This window comes from Candidatus Binatia bacterium, assembly GCA_036382395.1.
Taxonomy (GTDB): Bacteria; Desulfobacterota; Binatia; order HRBIN30; family HRBIN30; genus JAGDMS01.
This window is the reverse complement of record DASVHW010000222.1, coordinates 1-2,474: the sequence shown is the minus strand read 5'-3', so window position 1 is coordinate 2,474 and position 2,474 is coordinate 1. Positions and strand designations below refer to the sequence as shown.

General features: G+C 60.8%; 3 protein-coding genes. All 3 read left to right on the top strand.

The features are described from left to right. Positions 1-470: DUF3489 domain-containing protein (locus VF515_10215; protein ID HEX7408008.1), on the top strand; the 470-nt coding region annotated here is incomplete at its 5' end. Between the two features lie 2 nt (positions 471-472). Next, positions 473-961, top strand: a complete 489-nt coding sequence (locus VF515_10210; protein HEX7408007.1) for a DUF2924 domain-containing protein — start codon at positions 473-475, stop codon at positions 959-961. Continuing rightward, positions 954-2,474 (top strand): recombinase family protein (locus tag VF515_10205; GenBank protein HEX7408006.1); only part of this gene is annotated, 1,521 nt, incomplete at its 3' end. The genes VF515_10210 and VF515_10205, both read left to right, overlap by 8 nt.

Below are 2,474 nucleotides of genomic sequence, written 5' to 3'. Positions count from 1 at the left end.
AGCAAGACCTGACCGTCTCCAGGATCCGCTCCTCCCCCGCCAGCGCCCTTGGGCCTCCGCGGGGTTTCGGTGGTGGCGGCATGTGCCGTCGTACACCGCAAGAGGAGACCGAAATGACCAAGAGCAAACCCGCCCACGAGGTGAAGTCAGCGTCCGCCACCAAGTCCCCACGGAAAGCCGCCAACCATCAGAATTCCGCCCAACCCAAGCCGCGGGCGAACTCCAAGCAGGCCGAAGTCCTCGGCCTGCTGCGCCGGCCGCAGGGTTCGACGATTTCCGCCATCATGAAAGCCACCGGCTGGCAACAGCATTCGGTCCGTGGATTCTTTGCAGGGGTCGTGCGCAAGAAGTTCGGCCTCACATTGGAATCTGAGAAGTCGGATAGTGGCGACAGGGTCTATCGCATCGTCACGGGCAAGTTGGGCAAACCGAAGCCCAAGGTAGATAATCCCGACCGTCAGGTGGCCTAATCATGGCTCCGCGGTCGGTGCACCCGACAGCGCCGTCCTCGCGATCAACGCCGCAGCTTGTCCTGGCCGGCGCGAGCCCGGACGAGCTGCGGCGCGAATGGCGGCACCTGTACCACAGTGATGCGCCGAGGATCAGCCGCGATCTGCTGATCCTCGGGATTGGCTACCGGCTTCAGGAAATTGAACACGGCGGGCTCGGCAAGGCGACGCGTCGTAAGCTGCGGACGCTGGCGAAGACTTTGCGTACGACAGGCCGCGTCGGCCCCACGCCGAGTCTCAGCCTGAAGCCGGGCGTGCGTCTTGTCCGCGAATGGCATGGCCGGACCCACCCCGTCACGGTAACCGAAGATGGATTCGAATATGCCGGCTCGAGTTACGCATCTCTGACCAAGATCGCAAAGAAGATCACCGGAGCGCACTGGTCGGGACCGCGCTTCTTCGGACTGCTTGTGACGGGCAAAGAGCGTCCGAGCGGAGGGCGCAATGGCTGAATCAGAAAAGACGGCTCGGCGACCCGTCAAACGGTCTCGCTGCGCGATCTACACGCGAAAATCGACCGATGAAGGCCTGGAGCAGGCTTTCAACTCGCTCGATGCCCAGCGCGAAGCCTGCACCGCCTTCATCTTGTCGCAGAAGCATGAGGGCTGGACGGTGCTGCCGACGCTGTACGATGACGGCGGGTATTCCGGCGGCACGATGGAGCGGCCAGCCTTGCAACAGCTGCTGGCCGACATCGAGGCCGGCCAGATCGATGTGGTCGTCGTGTACAAGGTCGACCGGCTGACGCGAGCGCTCTCCGATTTTGCCAAGCTCGTCGAGGTTTTCGACCGCCGCGGAGTGTCGTTCGTCTCAATCACCCAGCAGTTCAACACCACCACGAGCATGGGACGGCTGACGTTGAATATCCTGCTGTCGTTCGCCCAGTTTGAGCGTGAACTGATCGGTGAACGAGTCAGGGACAAAATTGCCGCCTCGAAGAAGAAGGGCATGTGGATGGGCGGCACGGTGCCACTCGGATACGACGTGAAAGAGCGCAAGCTCATCGTAAACGACGCCGAGGCTCGGGCCGTTGTTGATATCTACCAACGCTATCTCAAGCTCAGGTCGGTCCGCGCCCTGGGGGAAGAGCTGGCCGCCGCCGGAATCAAGAGCAAGCGACGAGTCCGACCCGATGGCACGAAATATGGTCACCAACAGTTCTCGCATGGCGCGCTCTATCTGATGCTTCAGAACCGTACTTACCGTGGGGAGGCAACACACAAGGGCAATTCCTATCCCGGAGAGCATTCGGCAATCGTTGACAAGCCGCTATGGGATGCTGTCCAAGCGGCACTCGCCGACAATCGCGTGGCACGGGCGACCGGCGCCCGCACCAAGCAGCCAAGCCTGCTGACCGGCATGGTCTTTGACGAGGCCGGGGAGCGACTGACACCTACATGGTCAGTCAAGAAGGGAACACGGTATCGGTATTATGTGTCGACCTCCCTCGTAACTGGTGCCGCAAGAAGCGGCTCAAATCGACGCCGGATCCCGGCGGGCAACCTCGAAACGGTGGTGATCAATAGGCTTCGCATTTTCCTCGCCCACCGAGGTGAAATCCTCGACGCCATCGACAATCAAGTCGACCAGAATGTCGGACAGGGGGACCTGATCGAGCGCGCACAACAGATTGCCGACGATCTTGGCGCCCAAGCACCAGAGAAGATCAAAGCAATACTGATGGCCTTGATCCGCCGCGTCGAGGTCAGGCTTGATAGCGTCAAAATCGCTATCTCTCAAAGCAGTCTTGCTGCGTTGCTTAGCGCGTCATCGATTGATCGGCAGGCACAGGATCACAAGCCGGCAAATTCGTCTGATCAGATTCTAACATTGGCGGCACCGGTGCGGCTGAAGCGCGTCGGTCGCGAAATGAAAATGCTGGTCGAGGATTCCAGTGATAATGCCGCAGCCGATCCGAGCTTGCTTAGGATTATCGCTCGCGCTCACGACGTCCAGGCACGGCTC